Origin of the sequence: Oryzifoliimicrobium ureilyticum, from assembly GCF_037199735.1 — a bacterium.
In the GTDB taxonomy this organism is placed as follows: Bacteria; Pseudomonadota; Alphaproteobacteria; order Rhizobiales; family Rhizobiaceae; genus Rhizobium; species Rhizobium ureilyticus.
This window is the reverse complement of record NZ_JBBBVQ010000008.1, coordinates 217193-237408: the sequence shown is the minus strand read 5'-3', so window position 1 is coordinate 237408 and position 20216 is coordinate 217193. Positions and strand designations below refer to the sequence as shown.

Below are 20216 nucleotides of genomic sequence, written 5' to 3'. Positions count from 1 at the left end.
AATTCCTCGATGGACATGCGGCATCTATGGTCTGCGGCGCACCTGGAATGGTGCTCTAAGCTTAAATTTGATGGAGTTTTCCTGTGGAACATAGTTTTAAGGACATCGAGCTCAACAAGGCTGACGGATCAGTCCGCGAGTTAAGCGTAGATGAGCTCGGCCAGGTTGCCGGCGGAGTCCCTTATGCAGATGGTCGTGACTATGGTGGCCTTGGGCAGGGCACGCCAGAATACTATCCTGGCGCAACGTCAATATGGATCTATGGCATGAGATACGCCTACTAAGGGCAATGGTGTCATCCACGATCCGATCGCGGCTCGTGGATGGCTTTCGTGTTATTTTTTCTGTGGCTTAAACGAACCATTTCGTCGCGCTGTGCGGCCTTCGATCAGAAGCGGGAACCTGCTCTCAAGTAAAGCGAACGGCTACCAGGCAAGGCGATTGAAGCCTTCCGCGTTACCAAGGGTGTTTCTTTCTCAAGCTGGATGCTTCTCTACCGTTATCTATTGGGCCGCTTCAGAAAGGGGCGACTCGTCACTATCCTCTTCCACGCGCGGCTTGTAGCGTGACCTCAGGAGAACGAAGAAGACTGGCGTGAGCAATAGGCCAAAAAAGGTGACGCCAATCATGCCGCTGAAGACTGCCGTGCCAAGCGACTGGCGCATCTCCGCGCCAGGGCCTTCGGCAACAGCGAGCGGCAAGACACCGAAGATAAAGGCAAAGGCAGTCATCAGGATTGGGCGTAGCCGCAGTTGGCATGCCTCGATCGCGGCATCCACAGCCGACTTACCTTCCTCCTGGGCTTGTCGTGCAAACTCGACGATCAGAATTGCATTCTTGGCTGCAAGGCCAATGAGAACGACAAAGCCGATCTGCGTGAGAACGTTGTTGTCCATGGCCCTGAGATAAACGCCGATCAACGCGCCAAGAACGGCGAGCGGAACGATCAAGATAATCGCCAGCGGCAGCACCCAGCTTTCATATTGCGCTGACAAGGCCAAGAAGACGAAGACAACGGAGAGGGCGAAGATCCAGGTAGCGCTGCCACCGGTGTGGGTTTCCTGATAGGCAATTTCTGTCCATTCGAAGGTGGTTCCAGGAGGAAGTGTTTTTGCCGCCAGATCTTCCATTTTCTTGATGGCGTCGCCGGTTGAAACACCGGGTGCAGCATTGCCCTGCAAGGGAACTGAGACATACATATTGTAGCGTTGGACAAGGGTCGGGCCACTACTATCTTTGATCTCTGCGAGCGTGCCAAGCGGAACAAGAGCGCCTGTCGCCGACCTCACCTTAAGGTCGAGCAGATCATCCTTATCCATACGGAATTGTTTGTCTGCCTGTGCTCGAACTTGATAGACGCGCCCGAAGGCGTTGAAATCGTTGACGTAGGAAACACCGAGATTCGTCGATAGTGTGTCGAAAATATTCGGGATCGGGACGTTCAGGAACTGGGCCTTGTCGCGGTCGATATCGAGATAGAATTCAGGTGTGGACTCCGAAAATGTGGTGAATACGCCCGTCAAACCCGGCGTTTGATTGGCCGCGGCCATCATTTGCCGAGCAAGGCCTAGCGCCCGCGTCATATTCGGATTTTCTTCATCCATGATCTGCATCTTAAAGCCGCCCGAATTGCCAATCCCCGGCACAGGCGGCGGCGGAACCGCGATGATGAATGCTTCATTGATGCTCTGCAGGCTTTGATACAGTGTTCCGATGATCTTGCTCGCGCTGTCGCCGCTCTTCAGCCGCTCCTCAAATGGCTTGAAGGGGGTGAAGACGACACCTGCGTGAGAGGCGTTGGTAAAGGTTGCGCCGCTGAAGCCGGCAAATTCGACGGCATTGGCAACACCGGAAACCTTCTTCACGGTGTCTGCGACTTGTCTGACGACTGCATCGGTACGCTCTAGAGAGGATCCATCCGGGAGTTGAACCACAACGATCGCATATCCCTGGTCCATGACCGGAATGAAACCGGTCGGAACTTTGGTGCTGAGGAAGTAGGTCGACCCAAGCAGGCAGACGAAGACCACCAGTGCCGCGGCAATGCCAATCCAGGAACGGATCATGAGGCCAACAACAGAGGCGTAGCCGCGGCTGAGCGCGTCAAAACCCCTATTGAATCCGCTTGCCGCTCCGTGACCGATGCGCGAAACGAAATTTCTTCGATGCTGTGTATGCTCGTGCTTTTTCAGAACCAGGGCGGCAAGGGCCGGTGAAAGCGTCAACGAATTCACAGCCGAGATGGCCGTGGCGATTGAGATCGTGACCGCAAACTGCTTATAGAACTGGCCGGAAATCCCCGGGATAAATGCCGTCGGCGCGAAGACAGCAATCAGCACGAGAGAAATTGCAATGACCGCCGTACCGACTTCGTTCATCGTGACATGGGCCGCGCGCCTCGGCGTCATTCCTTTTGCAAGATTTCGCTCCACATTTTCAACGACCACGATGGCATCATCGACGACAATGCCGATGGCTAGCACGAGCCCGAAGAGGGTGAGCATATTGAGCGACATGCCGAAAGCCGCCAGAAAGCCAAAGGTCCCGATGAGGGAGACCGGGATTGCGACAATGGGGATGATTGCCGTGCGCCAAGACTGAAGAAAGACAAGGACGACGATCGCCACGAGCACGGCCGCCTCGATGATCGTGCGGTAAACCTCAGAGATGGAGTCCGAAACAAACGCCGTCGTGTCGTAAACAATACGATATTCAAGACCAGGCGGGAAATCCTTGGAAAGATTTTCAATGATGGTTTTGATCTGACCGGCCGTATCAAGCGCGTTTGTTCCTGGCCGGGCAAAGATGCCAAGTGCTACGGCGGGCTGATTGTCGAGGTAGCTGTTGGTCACATAGTCCTGTGCGCCAAGCTCAATACGAGCAACATCCTCAAGTCTGACAAGGCGCCCGTCAGATGACGCCTTGACGATCACATAGCGAAACTGCCTGGTATCGGAAAAGCGGCCGTCGGTTCGCACAGTATATTGAAAAGACTGATCCGAACCGGCGGGCGGGGCTCCGATCGAGCCGCCTGACACCTGGACGTTCTGATCCCGCAATGCACTGACCACATCGCTGGATGTCATCCCATAGGATGCCAGCTTTTCCGGATCGAGCCAGATGCGCATCGAGTACTGACGTTCACCAAAGATCTGGACGTCGCCAACGCCATCCAAGCGAACGAGGTTGTCTCGAATACGATTGCGCGCGTAGTTTGAGGTGTAGAGCTGATCATACCGGCCGGACGGCGATAGAATGTGAATGACCATCATCAGGTCCGGCGAACTTTTATCGGTCGTCACGCCAAGGCGTTGCACTTCCTGCGGAAGGCGAGGCAGGGCGATTGCCACACGGTTTTGCACCAGCACTTGCGCCTTATCGAGATCGGTTCCCAGCTTGAATGTCATCGTCAGGGACATTGCGCCATCCGCGCTGGAGTAGGAGGACATGTAGAGCATGTCTTCGACACCGTTGATCTGCTGCTCCAAGGGAGTCGACACGGTATCGGCGATGGTCTGCGGATCAGCGCCGGGGTATGAGGTACGAACGACGATCGTCGGTGGTGCGATTTCGGGATATTGTGAAACAGGCAGTTGGAGGTAGGCCACTGTGCCGACGATCATCAAAACAATCGAAATGACGGAGGCAAAGATCGGCCGATCGACGAAGAAGTGTGCGAACCTCATTGCGAGTCTCCCGCAGGAGCTGCGGCGTCCTGGGCCGTCTGTGGCGCGTCCGAGGCATTTTCGCTAGGGAGCTGGATGACGGATGGCGTAACCTTCGCGCCGGGTCGAACGCGGACGACGCCCTTGACGACAATTTGCTCGTCACCAGTCAGTCCTGCGCGGATGACGCGGTAGCCATGCAGTCTCGGGCCCGGGCGAACCGCCTTTGTCGTAACCGTCTGATCTGCATTAAGAACGTAAACGACTCGTTCGTTCTGATCCGAGGCGATGGCCTCATCGGGAATGAGGATCGCCTTATAAACGTTCGAGCCTTCAATTTCGACGCGGCCGAAAAGGCCCGGCTGCAGAACGAAGTTCGGGTTGGCAAACCGCGCTCTGACGCGCAGCGTGCCAGTTGCCGGATCGACAACATTTTCCGCGAAGTTCAAGGCGCCGCTGAATTGGGTTCTGTCACGATCGGCGAGGCGCACTGTCACTTTCAAGCCGCCGCCGCCCTCTTGAAGGGCCTTCCCGTTCTTGCGGGCTGTTTCCGCGTAATTGAGAAGCCGACGCTCGTCGATATCAAAGTAGAGGTCGATTGGATCCATCGCCACAATGGTGGTGAGTTCGGTCTGGTCGGCCTGCACGAGATTGCCGACCGAAATTAGGTGGCGGTCAATCCGCCCACTTAAGGGAGCGGTGATCTTGCTGTACACGAGGTCGAGCTTTGCACGCTCGACACTAGCTTGAAGTCCTTGGATATTCGCTTGAGCTGACTGAAGTTCCTTACGGCGGTCGTCCAAAGTGGAAATGGTCTGGCTGCCCGATTTGACGAGCGAGTTAATACGATCGAATTCCGACTGGGCATAGGTGAGGGTCGATTGTGCAACCGCCAAATTGGCTTGCGCCTGGTTCAATGCCGTTATGAAGGGGCGCTGGTCGATCTCAAACAGCTCATCGCCTTCTTTGACTATCTGGCCGTCCGTAAAGTTGATCTTTTGAAGGTAGCCTCCCACCCGGGAGCGAACGGATACTTGCTCCGATGCCTGGAAACGGCCAATGAAGTCGTCGTTATCGACGACCTCGCGAACAACTGGTTTGGCAACGGATACTTGCGGCGGAGCTTGCTGTGCGCTCGCGCCCCCTGCGCACAAAACCGCGGCGACCATTGCAAATCTTTTTAGAATTCCCGGCTTTCTGTGCATTGATGTCCCCTCGAATGCATATGTCAGGACGAAGTCTGCGTGAGTAGGCGACTTACAAATGATGGGTCATCGGCTCGGCAAGGGCGTGGCTGCTGCCCGCGCATTGCGATTGAGGGACGACCGCGACATTCGTGGTTTTGGCAGGAAGTTAAACATACTGGCCGCCGCTAGGCCGCATCCCCTCGGCAAGAGCGTTCCAGTACATCTTGGCATCATGTTTCGGATAGGGATTAGACTGATTGCAAGACCCAAAACGGTCTCGTTATGTGCCGTCGAAATCCCCAATTCCGCGTCGGCAGCTACAATCTGACGGAGATCGCGATCGGTCAAGAGGTGGGATCCTCTAAAATAGCAATTGCGAATGAATCACTGAAAGACGTCAGCCGCTCCTGCATCATACTTTGGAAGTAACGGATCTCTGAAGCCTCTGTAATCAATGCAAAATTTGTTTTGTTTTCGCATTGATTTGAAGCACGCGAAAGTTCGCTTAAAGTTGCAGTCGCAGCGGACGATACTATGATGGCGGCGCCAACTGGATCCGTTTCAGCATCTGACTGACGTTAGAAATTCCAAGAGAATCGTGCAGCGACATAAAAGGTCGCGTAATGGCAGACGCAGCTATGGCGGTGCTTTACGGTCAACATCTTCACCGGTGCTTCCGCTGCCAAGATTCACCTGCACAGGGAGGGATAGCCATGTCGACGGTAAGGCCAATGCCGAGTGAAACGGGCATACTGGACTTCCTGAAGATTTGTAATTCCTTCTGTCCGGAGGATGCGGTGTCAGCCTCTATTGAGCAGCAGCGCGCTTGGTACGATGCCCTGTGTGCGAGGTTCGATCGGCCATTGCCTGAGGGATTGATGTATGTCGATGGAATGGTCATGCGCGTTCCGATCCGCCGATATCGACCTCGTCTCGTGGAAACGTCGACCGTTCTTCTTTATCTTCACGGCGGCGGTTTCGTTGTCGGATCGCTTGAAAGCCATCATGCAATTTGCGCTGAAATTGCCGAGTTTGTCGGCGCAGAGCTCGTTTCCGTGGACTATCGTCTCGCACCAGAACATCGCTGGCCGACGCAAAGCGAAGACTGCTTCTCTGTCCTCAAGCATTTGTTGTCTGCGGTAGGCAGTAAAGTCGTCATCATCGGCGACAGCGCCGGCGCAAACCTTGCAGCAGGACTTGCTGTTCGCGCAGCACAGGATGATTTGGCCGGCATCTCAGGACAGGTTCTGATTTATCCTGCTTTGGGTGGCGATCTACAAAAGGGATCATACGTCGAAATGGCCGAGGCACCGGGGCTGACAACCAGCGATGTCGCTTATTACCGCGATCTCCTTCGGGCCCCTTTAAACCATCCCGTGGCCGAACCGCTCCACGCCACTATAACCAAGGACATTGCACCGGCCTTCATCAGCGTCGCCCACTTCGATCCGTTGCGCGACGATGGACGCGCCTATGCTTCCAAACTGGCCGAGGCTGGTGTTGAGGTGTGGTTCCGCGAAGAACCGCAGATGGTGCATGCCTGGCTGCGCGCACGGCATATGAGCAAAGGCGCCGCAGCAGGCTTTAACGCCGTATGTGCCGCAGTGCGTCTCTTTGCCTATCGGTGAGCCTACATCAAATCGCGACGGATCCGCGTTTGCCCATAATCCTTTTCAAAGATCTGCTCGCCTTCCTGGTACGCCGTAACTTTCGCAGCGATAATCCAATCGCTCTCGCAACAGGAGATCGAGGCCGTTGAAACGGAAGAGACTGTCCATCCGGGCCTCTTCATCTCGCATGTCCAAGTCGATGAACCGGTCATCGAGAGCGGATCACCGGGCATGATCGACCAGATTTCCTCACGAACCTGCCGGGTGCTCAGCCCCGTCTGAGGATGTTCGAAAAGGCCGGTGTCCTCGTGGATACGATAGCCGGTTTTATTCGCCGATAAGTCCTTGATCACCTGGCGTTTCGTCACTGCGGGCGCATGTTCGACATAGGTGGGTAAAGGTGAGGGGTCGTCAGGCTCTTTCACTGTGGCGGGGGTTGCGTCTGCCAGGATGGGCAATCGAAGTTCAAGAGATGCTGCATCGATCGTCACGCCGGGATCGGTTGGCGGCGGGAGGATCATTGGCCAATAGGCGGTCGACAAAGATAAGCGGATCCGATGGCCAGACCTAAAGCGATATCCGCATGCATCAAGGGAGAGCAGGATATCGGTTCGTTCTCCCCTCGCCATGGGTTTGGGATCTGAATTGCCTTCTCGATGAGCCAGGTTCAGGACGCCGAAAGCCACGCGCGTTGCCGTCCCATCAGGGTGAACATCGACAAGCCTTGCACACAGATTTGCCGTCTCACTCTCGCAGCGAACCGTGAGCGCAAGTTGCGGAAAGCCAAGATAAACCTGATCCTCATTGATCGGGGCCGTTTCGAAGACGAGCGAGCCAGCATCATCGCCCCTTTGGTCGATTGCCATTTCCACGTCCGGCTTCAATGTGAAATATTCTCCGGCTGCCGTTCCCGTATCGAGGGGTGAGCGCAGGAAAATTTCCTGAGACTCCGTGCTTCTATTCTGCCGGTCCGCGATTAATTGTCCTGCGGCCGAGACATGAAAGCGTCGCATGTCAGGCTCGGCCCAGACGTCGCTCGCTCGCCAGAAACCTGGATCGAGGTCTCGTCGTGCCGCCGGCTTTACGGCATCAAGAATATAGGCGCGCAACTGAGGCATGTTATCCGCCCCATTGTCCTCGTCGCGTAGCCAATGGTTCCACCACTGGATTGCTTCGCCGAGAAAGTCAGCCCTCGGCTTTGGCCAAGCAAAGTGAGGGTATTTATGAACCCAAGGGCCGATCAGCGCCTTTGCCTTAGAGCCGAGCCCTTCAATCGCCTTCAGAGGGGTATTTCGATATCCGTCCGCCCAACCGGCGATGACCAATACGGGAATGTCGACTGCTGAGTAATCCTCGCAGATCGAGCCATGCTTCCAAAAGTCGTCACGGCGCTGATGCGAAAGCCACTCTTCCATGAAGAAAGGCTCGTGTTCGAGCCTCTCAAGCCACATTGATCGCCAGCGATCGCCAACGATGGCCGGATCCGGTGAACGTGACTGATAGCCGAGCATGGTCGCGGCCCAGGAAAGCTGAGCCGATAAATGACACCCATTCTTGTAATGGATGTCGTCATTGTATCGATCGACCGTCGATGCGATCGAGATCACGGCTTTGAGGGCAGGCGGTCTGCGAGCCGCAACCTGAAGGCTGTTAAACCCGCCCCAGGAAATCCCCATCATTCCAACTGCGCCATTGCACCATGGTTGCGCAGCAATCCAGGCAATGAGTTCGCACGCATTGGCAAGTTCGAGTTCCGTATATTCGCCGTCGATGACGCCATCGGATTCGCCGGAACCTCTTATGTCCACCCGCACCCCGGCAATGCCGGCAGCAGCAAAGACCGGATAGGTGGACTCATCGCGCATGCTCGTCCCATCGCGTTTTCGATAGGGCAGAAATTCGAACACGGCAGGCACTGGATTACTCAACGCACCATCAGGCATCCATATTCGCGCAGCCAGTTGTGTGCCGTCCGCTAGCCTGATCCACTCGTTTTCAATTGTCGTGTAGCTACGCTGGTTCATGGCTCCCCCAAAAGCGTTGATCAGCACCTGCTGCTTATCGATCAGTTTCCGGCACTTTCCATTCGCCGGGTGGCGAGCACTTTCTCAAGCCAACCGATCTCCATTTCCGGCACCGACTTCAAAAGAAGATCCGTATAATCGTCAAATGGTGGTGACAGAGCCTTTGACTTCGGGCCGAACCTCACCAGCTTCCCACGATGCATCACCGCAACGCTGTCAGCAATAGCGCGGACGATCGCAATATCATGGGTGATGAAGACATAGGAAAGTCCTTCATCTTCCTGTAGCCTCAGAAGAAGCTTGAGAATTCCTTCCGCAACAAGGGGATCGAGAGCCGACGTTGGTTCATCGCACAGGATGAGTTCCGGCTTGGCGGCCAGCGCCCTTGCAATGGCAACACGCTGTTTTTGACCCCCGGAAAGTTCAGCAGGATATCGATCGATGAAACCGTTGCTCATTTCAATCTGATCGAGCAGTTCCTTTACACGTGCTGTTTTCCGAGAGCCTCTGAGACCATAGTAAAAGGTCAACGGCCGGCCGATGATGTCGCGCACCGTCTGTCGGGAATTCATGGCGGTGTCCGCCATCTGATAAATCAACTGGATACGCCGGAGGTCATCGCGCGGCCGGTGCTTCACATCTGCTGACAACGGCTTACCAGCAAAGGAAATCGTTCCGGCCGTCGGGGCCAGCAATCCGGTAATGGCCCTTGCGAGCGTTGACTTTCCCGATCCAGATTCGCCCACAATGGCAAGGGTCTGCCCCTTGGAAACATGGAGACTGACGTCGTTCAGGACTTTAAAGCCGTTCGAATATTCCGCGCTGACCTTTTCCACCTTCAATAGCGTATCGCTCTGATCTTGCGCTTCTTCACGCAGGACTTGCCGGACATTGACCAGCGCCCGCGTGTAATCTTCTCGCGGCGCTTCGATAATCTGCTGCACGCTTCCGTATTCGACGGTGCGGCCGTGACGGAGCACCATGATGTCATCGGAGATTTGGGCGACGACTGCCAAGTCATGCGTAATGTAGAGTGCGGCGGTGTGCGTCTCTTCGATGGCATGCTTGATCGCGGCGAGAACGTCGATTTGCGTCGTAACGTCAAGGGCAGTCGTCGGCTCGTCGAAGACGATGAGCTCTGGGTTCGAACATAGCGCCATGGCTGTCATAGCTCGCTGCAACTGACCACCCGAGACTTGATGCGGGAAACGTTGGCCGAAAGTTTCAGGGTTTGGAAGCCCAAGGACGTTAAAGAGATAAAGCGCACGCTTCCGCGCCTCCTCTCGTCTCATCAGCCCATGTTTGACGGATGCTTCTATGACCTGATCACCGAGCCGGTGAGCGGGATTGAAGGCTGCCGCGGCTGATTGGGCCACGTAGCACACGCGCGCTCCCCGAATTTGACGCACGCCTTGCCTGTTCAACGCAAGGATATTGCTGCCATCAAGCAGCACTTCGCCGCCCGTGATTTCCGCGCCGCCGCGTCCATAAGCAAGTGCAGAAAGACCAATAGTCGACTTTCCGGCACCGGACTCGCCGATCAAGCCCAGGACTTTACCTTTCTTCAAGTCGAAGGAGACGTCGTCGACAATTGTTACCCGCTTGGGTGGGGCACCCGGCGGGTAGCTTGTCGCTTCTATTTTCAGGTTTCGAACGGACAGAAGATCATGCATCGCCGCGCCCTCCCTTGAGGCTCGAAGTCCGTTTCAAAAGCCAATCGACGACAAGATTGACGCAAATGGCGAGGATCGCGATGGCAGAACCCGGAACCAGCGCAGCGGAAATTCCAAAAATAATGCCGTCTTTGTTGTCCTTCACCATTCCGCCCCAATCCGCAGCCGGCGGCTGAATGCCGAGGCCGAGGAAGGACAGGGTCGACAGGAACAGGATCGAGAAGGCAAAGCGCAGACCGAATTCCGCGAGAAGGGGCGAGAGCGTGTTCGGGAGGATTTCGCGGAAGATGATCCATATCTTTCCTTCACCGCGCAGCTTTGCCGCTTCAACAAATTCCATGACGGCAACATCCAGAGCCACAGCACGCCCGAGGCGGTAGACGCGCGTAGAATCGAGGATGGCCATCACGAGGATGAGAACGATGATGTTTTGCGGGAGCACAGCAAGGACGACAAGAGCGAAAATCAAAGTCGGGATCGACATCATCAAATCGTTAAAGCGCGAGAAGATGGTGTCGATCAATCCGCGCGAGACGGCCGCGGTGAAGCTCAAAATGATGCCAAGGGAAAATGAAATGATGGTTGCGGCAAGGGCAACAAATAGTGTGGTTCTTGCGCCAAAAATCAACCGCGACAGGATATCGCGACCGAGGTTATCTAGCCCGAAAAGATATTGGTCATCAGGCATCTGCCAGACACTTCCGACGACCTCGGTCTCGCCATGCGGAGCGATAAAGGGCGCGAAGATCGCGAAGATGAAGGCAACCGCAATGCCAACCATGCCGATCCAGGCGGTAATTGGGATATCTCTCAATCTCATCGGGGATGCCTCAGGCGTGGATTGGCGATGATCGCGAGAATATCGGCCAGCATGTTCAGGAAGATATAGACGGCAGCGAAGATCAAGCCGCAGGCCTGAACAACCGGCATATCACGCACGGTGACGGCATCGACCATGTATTGCCCCATGCCGGGATAGACGAAGACCACCTCGACGACGACGACCCCCACGACAAGATAGGCAAGATTAAGGGCAATCACGTTGATGATTGGCGCCAGAGCATTGGGCGCGGCATGCTTGACGATCGAGCGGAAGCCGGAAAGTCCCTTCAATTCCGCCGTCTCCATGTAGGCTGACGACATGACGGAGAGGATCGCAGCTCTCGTCATCCGCATCATATGTGCCAGCACGACAAGGACCAGTGTTGCAGTCGGAAGTGCAATCGCCTTCAGACGGTCGATAAAACTCATGCTCTCGAAAACAGTCGCTGGAAAGGTAGCAACCCCGAACTTGACAGCGAAGAACATGATCAGGAGATAGCCGATGAAAAATTCGGGCAGGGAGATTGCAGCAAGAGAGACAATGTTGATGATCTTGTCCGGTAGCCGGTTCCTGAAATGGACAGACAGCATACCGAGCGCCACGGCCAACGGCACAGAGATCAGGGCAGCGAAAGCGGCCAGAAAAAGCGAGTTCCCCAGTCTTTTGCCGATCTGTTCGCCAACCGAGTTCTTGCTTGCCCAAGACGTCCCGAAATCGCCTTGAACGGCATTGCCGAGCCACTCGACATAGCGTGTCGTGACTGGTCGGTCGAGGCCAAGGTCCTTTCGAATATTGGCAACGGCCTGCGGCGTTGCTGACTGACCAAGATAGGTCGTTGCGAAGTCTCCCGGCAATGCTTCGAGGCCGCCAAAGATTAGGATGGAGACGGCAAATAACAGGATGATACTGAGCAAAAGGCGCTCGATAATCAGGGCCAGCAACGGAAAGCGTTGCCTGAACCGCAGACTGGGCACCATATTGTCAGTGTTGGGACTGGACATGAAAGGTCCTCGCGCTGAAACGTCAGGAAGACCGCGGAGCTATCGCCCGCGGTCTTGGCTACGCTGAGATGATGAGGCCAGCACCGTGGCGTCAGGACTCCAGCCAGACCCGGGTTGCGACATAGCCGTTCGACATGTCGTTTCCGATGTCATGCACATAACCCTTTACCTGCTTGGTGCAGGCGTTCACGAAGTCGTTGAACATCGGCAGGATAACGCCACCCTCGTCGCGAACCATCATGGCCATGGTTCTGTAAAGTTCCTTGCGCTTTGCCTCATCGAGTTCGGCGCGTGCCTGCAGCAGGAGCTTGTCGAAATCTGGCCGCTTGAACCGCGTATCGTTCCAGTCTGCGGTGGACAGGTAGGCCGTCGAGTACATCTGGTCCTGCGTCGGGCGACCGCCCCAATAGGACGTCGAGAAGGGTTGAACGTTCCAGACGTTCGACCAATAGCCGTCGCCAGGCTCGCGCTTTACCTCGATCTGAATTCCAGCCTTCTTGCAGCTTTCCTGATAAAGGACAGCGGCATCGACGGCGCCAGGGAAGGCGACTTCGGACGTTCGAAGGAGAACCGATCCGCTATGACCTGATTTCTTGTAATGGAATGCCGCTTTGTCCGGGTCATAAACGCGCTGCTCGATACCTTCGGGAAAGAGCGCATAGGTGCTGTTGATCGGGAAGTCATTTCCGACCTTACCGTAGCCCCCAAGGATCTTCTGCACCATGGTCTCGCGGTCCATGGCATATTTGAGAGCAAGGCGCAGGTCGTTGTTATCGAACGGCGCCTTGTCACAGTGCATGATGAAGACATAGTGGCCGCGACCGGCTGTCGACAGGATTTCGACATTCGGAGCCCGCTTGAGAAGGTTCACCGTCTTCGGATCGACGCGATTGATGTAGTGGACTTGCCCGGACGAGAGCGCCGCGATGCGGGCCGTCGCGTCATTCATCCCGATGATCTCGATGGAATCGACATAGCCGCGGTCGGAACGCCAATCGTCCTTGTTCTTCTCCAAAGTCGCCCGGACACCTGGTTCGAAGCTCGTCAGCTTGTACGGTCCCGTGCCGATGGAGGCGAGTGGATCATCGACCCCGCCATTTGGCTGAATGACGAGATGGTAGTCGGTCAAAAGCAACGGCATGTCCGCATTGCCTTCCGACAATGTCAGAACAAGGTTGCCGCCGTCCGCCTTGATTTCTTTGATAGAACCGAGCACGCCCAGCGCACCTGACTCCGACTTCTTGTCGGTGTGACGTTTTAATGTCGCCACAACATCGTCGATCGTCATTTCTTTGCCGTTATGGAACTTCACGCCCTTGCGGATCTTGAAGGTCCACGTGACGGCGTCCTTGGACGGCTCCCAGGATTCAGCCAGCGAAGGAACGGCAGCACCGGTCATTGGATCTGACTCGACAAGCATATCGCCCCAGCAGCGCCCGACGCAGAACATAAATTGCGATAGGAACTTGGCTGGGTCCTTGGAGTCAGTCGCGGCACCACCCTCCAATCCGAGTTTCAGGTGGCCACCACGCTTCGGCTCGGCAGCTTCCGCGCTTGCGGTGAAAAGACTGTCGGCTGCAGCCAGCGTCAAACCGGCCGCCATGGCGCGTCCGAGGAACTCGCGGCGATTGAGACCGCCAGCCGTCACTCGGCCTGCAAGATATTTGGTGTAATCGTTCATTCCCCAATTCCTTCTTATGGTGCGTTCTATCTCTTTCAGGCATCCGCGCGGTTTCCTCTTCCGTGCGTGGGCCTTGTAGTCTTGCGGGAAGCTTTTGCGATTGTTGTCGCTTTCTACCTTCCTTTCCAAATCGGGCTTCGCTTTTCGGCAAAAGCCCGCGCGCCTTCCAATTGGTCTTCGCTCGAATAGAGGCGATCGACTGTTGCAAACTGCCGTTTTGTGATTTTATTCATCGCAGTTTGAAAAGTGGACCCCTCTGCTTCGCGCACGATCTCCTTGATGGCTGCATAGACGAGCGGTGGCCCGCTCGCCAAAAGCTGTGCAAGTTCCCAGGCGCGGTCCATCAGGCGCCTTGCGGGCAGGATTTCATTGACGAAACCCCAGCGATGCGCCTCTTCGGCATCGAGCCATCTGCCGGTCAGAAGCATATCCATGGCAATATGGTGGGGGATACGTTTTGGTAGCTTGATCGATGCCGCATCGGCGACAGTGCCGGAATGGATTTCCGGCAAGGCAAAAGTCGCATGTTCGGCTGCAAGGATAAGGTCGGTAGAGAGCGCGATCTCAAGACCGCCGCCACAACAGATGCCGTTAACAGCACAGATAACCGGTTTGTTGAGATCGCGAAGCTCCTGCAATCCTCCAAAACCGCCAACGCCATAATCACCATCCACGGCATCGCCCGCGGCTGCCGCCTTCAAATCCCATCCGGCGCTGAAGAAACGCTCACCGGCACCCGTTATGATGGCGACACGAAAAGAATCATCGTCTCGAAAATCGCGAAAGATCAGGCCCATGGCTCGACTGGTCGCGAGGTCTATTGCATTTGCTTTCGGTCGATCGATCGTCACCTCAAGCACTGCGCCATCTCGTCTCAGGCGAATTGGGTCGCTCAATTTATGCTACCTCCTTCGCCGGATCAGGGCGTCGACTATCACAACGCCTTGGTCTTCGGGTAAAACCATTAAAGGATTAATGTCCAGTTCCTCCAGTATTGCGGCATTCTTTGCGACATATTCTGCCGTTTGCGCGACAGCTTCAATAAGGCTGCGGAAATCGCCCTTTGGACGGCCTCTATAACCGGCTATCAGTTTTGCGATCTTCAATTGTGACAGTGCCGCTGCAATATGCGCTGTCGTCGTCGGAAGTGGAAGTACTGCTGAATCCTGTAACAGTTCAACCAAGATGCCACCAGCACCCACGGTCAGGCACAGCCCAAAAACCGGGTCGCGCGTTGCGCCAATGATGATTTCTGCAACAGCATCGGGCATCATCTCTTCAACGAGAAATCCCCCCGATGCCGGCATGCTCTCTGCTGCCTGAAGGACCGCAGTCTCGTTGCCAAGGTTGAGCGCGACCGCTCCCGCTTCGGTTTTATGGGCGATGCCCAGCGCTTTGAGAACGACGGGAAAACCGATCGTCCTTGCGCAGTCGATGACCTCAACTGCTGAGCGTGCAACACAACCTTTTGGGACTCGAAGCCCAGCTGAGGCCAATTCCGCTTTGGCGGCATTCTCGGTCAGGGTCTCGATACTTTCGCCGATCGCCGATATTGCCAGCAGGGATTGTGGGAAGGGGGCGTGCCAGCTCGCTCCGATGCGAGCGGCAATATCGGCAGCCGAGATTGCTTCGTTGATGCCCGAAAACGGAACAATCCCCTTCTCAAAAAGATCGAGCGCCACCGTTTCTGGCATCGTCTCGGGCAGGCTTGAAACGATGCCTGCTCGGGCGCCCGTCAAACTCGCCGCCGCAACGACTACTTCGACTGTCGTCATCCAGTCTTCGCCATTGCAGCGATCCGCGCGCGGAAAGTCGAGAACAATGAGATTGAGCGCATAGTTGCCGCTGAACATTGTCGCAAAGGCTTGCGTCTGGCGCTCGAGATTGCCCCACACGAAGGTATGATAATCGAGAGGATTGGAAAGGGTCACCATCTCTCCGAGCACCGCCCGTAGCCGGGGCAGTTGATGCTCTTGAAGCGGACGGAAGTCCATTTGAGAGACCAGCGCTGCGTCGGCCATCAGCGAGGCCTCTCCGCCTGAGCAACTCATGGACGAGATCGCATTACTCTTCAGGGGCCCGCCGAGGTGAAGCAGCTTCAGCGTTTCCAGCATCGCAGGAAGCGTTTCCACGCGGCCGAGGCCAAGTCGGGCTAGGACGGCGTCAGCGACCTTGTCACTGCCTGCAAGTGAGGCCGTATGCGACAGTGCCGCCTTTTGTGCCTGTTCCGACCTGCCGACCTTCAGGATCACAACGGGCTTTTTCGTCCTCCGGGCCAAATCCGCGAGCCGCTGCAGAGCGACAGCATCACTGAAGCCCTCAACGTGAAGGCCAAGCGCCGTCACGCGCGGATCTGCCAGCAAACCGCAAGCAATGTCTGAAAGGGACGTTTGAGCCTGATTGCCCGACGTCACAACATAGCCGATCGGCAACCCGCGCATCTGCATGGTCAGATTGAGCGCGATGTTTGACGATTGGGTCAAAATGGCAACGCCGCGCTCGACTTTTGTCATTCCATGCTGGTCTGGCCACAACAACGCGCCATCCAAGCCATTGATGAAACCATAGCAATTGGGACCGAGGATCGGCATCGCGCCGGCTGCCGAGACAAGCTCCTCTTGGCGGTCGGCGCCATCGGCAAGTTCCGCGATTGCCTCACGAAAGCCTGAAGCATAACAGACCGCGCCACCTGCGCCCGCGGCGGAAAGATCTCGGACGATGTCGATGGTCGATATTCTGTTGACGCCGACAAATGCAGCGTCAGGGGCAGCTGGAAGGTCGCTGACGCTTTTGAAGCATCGTCTTCCCGATACCTCGATCCGGGTAGGATGAACGGGCCAGATTTCACCTTGAAAGCCCATGCGCTGACACTGCTCGATCACCCGGGCCGCCTCCCGGCCGCCGAAGACCGCGATGGTTTGCGGTCTTAATAGGCGATCGAGTGACCGGTGCGTCATGGCCTATGCTCCGAGCGCGCGTAAGAGGTCGCGGCTGATGATGTGCCGCTGGATCTCTGATGTGCCATCCCAGATCCTCTCTACACGTGCGTCACGCCAAAAACGTGCCAACGGCAGATCATCCATCAACCCCATGCCACCATAAATCTGGATGGCCTCATCCGTCACCCTTGCCAGCATCTCGGATGCGTAGAGTTTGGCGGAAGCAATCTCTCGGTCGGCGCTAAGGCCGGCGTCGAGCCGCCAGGCAGCTGATAAACTCAGCCAATCGGCAGCATCGATCTCGGTGACCATGTCGGCGAGTTTAAAGGAAACACCCTGGTTCGCTCCGATCGGCTTGCCAAATTGTTTGCGCTCTGCGGCGTAGGAAAGTGCCAAGTCAAAGACGCGTCTTGCCCTTCCAACGCAGGTTGCCGCGACAGTCAGTCGGGTGCCGTACAGCCATTGATTGGCGAGTTCAAAACCATGATCGACCTCACCAAGGACCTGGGTGCGCGGGACACGGCAGTCATGAAAGGTCAGAATGCAGTTCTGATATCCTCTGTGAGAGAGGGAATCATAGCCTTTCAAGATCTCAAAGCCAGGCGTGCCGCGATCAACGAGGAAGGCCGTGATTTTCTTCTTGCGCCCCTTGGGCGTTTCTTCTTCGCCCGTCGCAGCGAAAACGATCACGAAGTCTGCGACGTCGGCATGTGAGATGAAGTGCTTTGTCCCATTGAGAACGAAGTCGCCACCATCCAGACGCGCGTTGCATTTCATCCCACGCATGTCCGAGCCGGCATCTGGTTCAGTAATGGCAAGGGCATCGATCCGCTCGCCGCGAACTGCCGGGAGAAGATAGTGCTCGCGCTGTTCGTCCCTGCACGCCATTAAGATGCCTGAGGGCCGGCCGAAGAATGCGGTCAATGCCATGGAGCCGCGACCGAGCTCTCTTTCCACCAACGTAAAAGTCACGTGGTCGAGGCCTGCGCCGCCAACATCCTCAGGAAAGTTGCAAGCGTAGAAACCAAGGTCGATGCATTTGCGTCGGATGCTTTCGGCGAGCTCGGGTGGAACGATGCCGCTGCGTTCGACCAGCGTCTCGTGCGGGTAGATTTCCGTTTCAACGAACCCGCGGACCGTCTTAACGATCATTTCCTGTTCTTCGCTGAGCCCGAAGTCCATTTCGATCTCCTATGGCCGTTGGCCCACATGACGACCGGAGCCCTCTGGCCGTGGTAGTTGTTCATGTGCCGATGCAATCTCTTTGAGTTTATCGAGAATATGAGAGGGGGCAGCCACTGCCTTGCCCGCTGCGGTATCCACATGGAGCAGCATCTGCTCCGCCGTGGCGATCGGGCCGTTGGTTTCGGCGTCGTGGATCGTATGGAACACGTGCAGCCGCTTTTCATCGACCGCAAGGATCCGACACGTCGCGTAAATGGCTTGTCCCAGTTTCGCTTCGCCAAGATGGCGAAGGTGACTTTCCACGGTGTAATAGCTGTGTCCCCCCTCCACATAGCCAAGGTCGACACCGATCAATCTCAAGAGAGCGTCGGAAGTGTCACCGAACACTTGAAGATAACGATGTTCCGTCATGTGCCCGTTATAGTCTACCCAGGCGGGGCTGACCTTCGTTTCGACGAGCTGCAGCGGTGAAGATATGTCTAGAGCGGCCGGCTTGTTGCTCGCTCCGGCCCACAAACTGGCCTCGAAGTCCTTCAGCAATTGGCCAGCGCCCCAACCTTTGCCGCCATTCGCACCCTTCAGTGCATGGAAGATGCCGACCAGGTTCTCGTCGCGGATCCGCTCAAGTTCGCGAATGGAAAGTCCTGCAGCTTGCGCATCGGATTGTTCGCCGATCTTCTCGATTAGCGCTTCATCAAGATCGACGACGTCGGTGAGTTTCGTCCATGGCCAGGCAAGGCAGGGTCCGAATTGAGCCAGGAAGTGGCGCATGCCGGCTTCCCCGCCGGCAATCCGGTATGTTTGGAAGAGGCCCATTTGTGCCCACCGCATGCCGAATGAGTAGCGGATGACATCGTCCAGCGTCTCGACCGTACAGATATCATCATGGATCAACCAGAGAGCCTCGCGCCATAGGGCTTCCAAAAGGCGATCGCCGACGAAAGCCTCGATTTCCTTTTCGATGTGAACGCCCTTCATGCCGATCGGCTGGAGATGCTTGATCGCCAGTTCGATGGTCGCGGGCGATGTTTTTTTGCCGCCGACGATCTCGACCAGCGGCAGCAGATAGACGGGGTTGTAGGGATGAGCGACAAACAGCCGCTCCGGATGTTTCATGTCGCGTTGGAGCTCGCTCGGCAACAATCCAGAGGTCGAGGAGCCGATCAAGGCCTCGGGCCGTGCCGCCGCGTCGATCTGCGTCAGGACATCGCGCTTCAGATCGAGCCTTTCGGGCACGCTTTCCTGGATCCAATCGGCATCTGCCACTGCCTCTGCGATGGAAGAACAATAGGTCAAGGTGCCCGCCGGCGGCAATGGCGCGGTGGTCAGCATGGCATAGGCCTTCTGCGCGTTTGCCAGCACTTCGCCGATGATGCGTCTGGCTTCCGGGTGAGGATCGAAAACCTTTACATCGATACCGGCCAAGAGGAAGCGGGCAATCCACCCGCCGCCGATGACGCCGCCGCCAATACAGGCTGCATTGCTTATACCTGTCATAGGACCCTCAACGCTTCGTCAGCTTCAACTTACGGCGAACCTCTTCAGGTCCGATGATCCGGGCACCCATTCCTTCGGCAACCTGTACAGCTTTCTCGACCAGGTCCGCATTCGTCGCGAGCTTGCCTTTTCCGACATAGAGGTTGTCTTCGAGGCCGACGCGGACATTGCCGCCTGCCAGGATCGCGGCTGCCGGATAGGCCATCGCGTTACGGCCGATCGAGAAAGCAGAGAATGTCCAGCTATCCGGCACGTTGTTGACCATGGCCATGAAGGTATTGAGGTCATCGGGAGCCCCCCACGGAATGCCCATGCAGAGCTGGATCAGAACGGGGTCAACGATCAGACCCTCTTCGACAAGCTGTTTTGCGAACCACAAATGACCGGTATCGAAGGCTTCGATCTCGGGTCGAACGCCAAGATCAGTCATCTTCTTTGCCATGGCGCGCAACATGCCCGGCGTGTTCGTCATGACATAATCGCCGAGATTGAAATTCATCGTGCCACAATCGAGTGTACATATTTCCGGCAGACACTCTGCAATATGACTGACGCGCTCGCTCGCGCCTGCCATGTCGGTGCCCGCAGTCTTGAGTGGAAGGGGATTTTCGACATCACCGAAGATCAGGTCGCCGCCCATTCCTGCCGTAAGATTAAGGATGACATCGACCTCCGCCGAGCGGATACGGTCCGTGACTTCCTTGTATAGATCGTTTCGGCGGCTTGCCGCCCCCGTCTCTGGATCGCGCACATGGCAATGCACAACCGCCGCCCCAGCCTTGGCGGCGTCGATCGCAGAGGCGGCGATCTGCTTGGGAGTAATCGGAACGTGGCCGGATTTTGAAACTGTATCGCCCGAGCCGGTCACGGCGCAGGTGATGAAGACATCGCGGTTCATCGCAAGAGGCATGATTATCGTTCTCCCTCGTCT

Annotated in this window: 14 protein-coding genes; 2 read left to right on the top strand and 12 right to left on the bottom strand. The window is 56.3% G+C overall.

Annotated elements, in window-relative coordinates; genetic code table 11:
- The first annotated feature begins 83 nt into the window (after positions 1-83).
- Positions 84-284, top strand: coding sequence for a hypothetical protein (locus VQ830_RS13280; protein WP_337268593.1), 201 nt, complete (start codon positions 84-86; stop codon positions 282-284).
- Positions 285-503: 219 nt separating this feature from the next.
- Here the strand turns inward: VQ830_RS13280 and VQ830_RS13275 are convergent, their stop codons facing one another.
- Positions 504-3686: an efflux RND transporter permease subunit gene (locus tag VQ830_RS13275; RefSeq protein ID WP_337268592.1), complete on the bottom strand. Its 3183-nt coding sequence runs from the start codon at positions 3684-3686 to the stop codon at positions 504-506.
- Complete coding sequence (locus VQ830_RS13270) at positions 3683-4834, bottom strand: efflux RND transporter periplasmic adaptor subunit (RefSeq protein ID WP_337268612.1); 1152 nt, start codon at positions 4832-4834, stop codon at positions 3683-3685. The genes VQ830_RS13275 and VQ830_RS13270 overlap by 4 nt, the downstream gene beginning before the upstream one ends.
- Before the next feature lie 731 nt (positions 4835-5565).
- Here VQ830_RS13270 and VQ830_RS13265 point away from each other — a divergent pair.
- On the top strand, positions 5566-6480 hold the full coding sequence (locus VQ830_RS13265; RefSeq protein WP_337268591.1) for an alpha/beta hydrolase: 915 nt from the start codon (positions 5566-5568) through the stop codon (positions 6478-6480).
- Positions 6481-6482: 2 nt separating this feature from the next.
- On the opposite strand, the gene VQ830_RS13260 is transcribed toward VQ830_RS13265, so the two are convergent.
- The 10 genes from VQ830_RS13260 to bcoG form a co-directional block, all read right to left on the bottom strand.
- On the bottom strand, positions 6483-8486 hold the full coding sequence (locus VQ830_RS13260; protein WP_337268590.1) for a CocE/NonD family hydrolase: 2004 nt from the start codon (positions 8484-8486) through the stop codon (positions 6483-6485).
- Between the two features lie 41 nt (positions 8487-8527).
- Positions 8528-10159: an ABC transporter ATP-binding protein gene (locus VQ830_RS13255; RefSeq protein WP_337268589.1), complete on the bottom strand. Its 1632-nt coding sequence runs from the start codon at positions 10157-10159 to the stop codon at positions 8528-8530.
- Complete coding sequence (locus VQ830_RS13250) at positions 10152-10979, bottom strand: ABC transporter permease (protein WP_337268588.1); 828 nt, start codon at positions 10977-10979, stop codon at positions 10152-10154. The genes VQ830_RS13255 and VQ830_RS13250 overlap by 8 nt, the downstream gene beginning before the upstream one ends.
- Positions 10976-11983, bottom strand: coding sequence for an ABC transporter permease (locus tag VQ830_RS13245; RefSeq protein ID WP_337268587.1), 1008 nt, complete (start codon positions 11981-11983; stop codon positions 10976-10978). The genes VQ830_RS13250 and VQ830_RS13245 overlap by 4 nt, the downstream gene beginning before the upstream one ends.
- Positions 11984-12074: 91 nt before the next feature.
- Entirely contained in the window at positions 12075-13664 is a 1590-nt protein-coding gene (locus VQ830_RS13240) for an ABC transporter substrate-binding protein (protein WP_337268586.1), read from the bottom strand.
- Positions 13665-13777: 113 nt separating this feature from the next.
- Positions 13778-14560: a carnitinyl-CoA dehydratase gene (locus tag VQ830_RS13235; protein WP_337268585.1), complete on the bottom strand. Its 783-nt coding sequence runs from the start codon at positions 14558-14560 to the stop codon at positions 13778-13780.
- 6 nt (positions 14561-14566) lie between these two features.
- Complete coding sequence (locus VQ830_RS13230) at positions 14567-16621, bottom strand: acetate--CoA ligase family protein (RefSeq protein ID WP_337268584.1); 2055 nt, start codon at positions 16619-16621, stop codon at positions 14567-14569.
- Positions 16622-16624: 3 nt separating this feature from the next.
- On the bottom strand, positions 16625-17785 hold the full coding sequence (locus VQ830_RS13225) for an acyl-CoA dehydrogenase family protein (RefSeq protein WP_337268583.1): 1161 nt from the start codon (positions 17783-17785) through the stop codon (positions 16625-16627).
- Positions 17786-17794: 9 nt separating this feature from the next.
- The gene (locus tag VQ830_RS13220; protein WP_337268582.1) at positions 17795-19285 is read right to left on the bottom strand and encodes a carnitine 3-dehydrogenase; all 1491 of its coding nucleotides are present in this window, start codon (positions 19283-19285) and stop codon (positions 17795-17797) included.
- 7 nt (positions 19286-19292) lie between these two features.
- Positions 19293-20195: a 3-dehydrocarnitine:acetyl-CoA trimethylamine transferase BcoG gene (gene bcoG, locus VQ830_RS13215; protein ID WP_337268581.1), complete on the bottom strand. Its 903-nt coding sequence runs from the start codon at positions 20193-20195 to the stop codon at positions 19293-19295.
- Positions 20196-20216: the final 21 nt, after the last annotated feature.

Coding starts and splice junctions, on each gene's coding strand:
- VQ830_RS13275 (WP_337268592.1), bottom strand. CDS start 3,686: ATGAGGTTCGCACACTTCTTCGTCGATCGGCCGATCTTTGCCTCCGTC.
- VQ830_RS13270 (WP_337268612.1), bottom strand. CDS start 4,834: ATGGTCGCCGCGGTTTTGTGCGCAGGGGGCGCGAGCGCACAGCAAGCT.
- VQ830_RS13265 (WP_337268591.1), top strand. CDS start 5,566: ATGTCGACGGTAAGGCCAATGCCGAGTGAAACGGGCATACTGGACTTC.
- VQ830_RS13260 (WP_337268590.1), bottom strand. CDS start 8,486: ATGAACCAGCGTAGCTACACGACAATTGAAAACGAGTGGATCAGGCTA.
- VQ830_RS13255 (WP_337268589.1), bottom strand. CDS start 10,159: ATGCATGATCTTCTGTCCGTTCGAAACCTGAAAATAGAAGCGACAAGC.
- VQ830_RS13250 (WP_337268588.1), bottom strand. CDS start 10,979: ATGAGATTGAGAGATATCCCAATTACCGCCTGGATCGGCATGGTTGGC.
- VQ830_RS13245 (WP_337268587.1), bottom strand. CDS start 11,983: ATGTCCAGTCCCAACACTGACAATATGGTGCCCAGTCTGCGGTTCAGG.
- VQ830_RS13240 (WP_337268586.1), bottom strand. CDS start 13,664: ATGAACGATTACACCAAATATCTTGCAGGCCGAGTGACGGCTGGCGGT.
- VQ830_RS13230 (WP_337268584.1), bottom strand. CDS start 16,621: ATGACGCACCGGTCACTCGATCGCCTATTAAGACCGCAAACCATCGCG.
- VQ830_RS13225 (WP_337268583.1), bottom strand. CDS start 17,785: ATGGACTTCGGGCTCAGCGAAGAACAGGAAATGATCGTTAAGACGGTC.
- VQ830_RS13220 (WP_337268582.1), bottom strand. CDS start 19,285: ATGACAGGTATAAGCAATGCAGCCTGTATTGGCGGCGGCGTCATCGGC.
- bcoG (WP_337268581.1), bottom strand. CDS start 20,195: ATGCCTCTTGCGATGAACCGCGATGTCTTCATCACCTGCGCCGTGACC.